Here is a 495-nt window from a genome sequence, read left to right as displayed (position 1 = left end):
CACCCACTATCAGGTAGAAGGACCCGCCGTATCCGCCTTCCAGGCGGCGTTCGCCGAGAACTGGCTCGAGGCGGCAGGCGAAACTTTGCAGGGAGAAAAATTCTACCCGCCTTCTGAACCCGCAGGATCACTCAGCGCTCAATTGATCCTGGCTTCCCAGCCGAATGGTTCGGAAGACATGGAGTTGATGATGTTGGCCGCCATGGCTGCCGCCAAGGATCACCTGCGGATCGGAATGGCCTATTTCGTTCCGGACGACATTGCGATCCTGCAAATCTTGGACGCCAGGAAAAGAGGGGTCGCGGTCGACGTCATCGTGCCCAACTCGCTGACGGATGTCCCTATCGTGCGAAAAGGCTCGCGCTATTTCTGGGGCGAGTTGCTCAAAGCCGGGGTGCGCATCCACGAGTTTCAACCGACAATGTATCACCCCAAGCTGTTAATCGTGGATGATGTGTGGGCCAGCTTCGGCTCGGCCAACCTGGACGAGCGGTC

The 495-nt window shown here is 58.4% G+C and carries 1 protein-coding gene; it reads left to right on the top strand.

Annotated features, from left to right (window positions below; all coding sequences use genetic code 11):
• Nucleotides 1-495: phospholipase D-like domain-containing protein (locus tag EOA36_RS36835; RefSeq protein ID WP_245464588.1), on the top strand; the 495-nt coding region annotated here is incomplete at both ends.

Origin of the sequence: Mesorhizobium sp. M8A.F.Ca.ET.021.01.1.1, assembly GCF_003998025.1 — a bacterium.
Lineage (GTDB): Bacteria > Pseudomonadota > Alphaproteobacteria > Rhizobiales > Rhizobiaceae > Mesorhizobium.
This window is presented reverse-complemented; position numbering and strand designations above follow the sequence as displayed.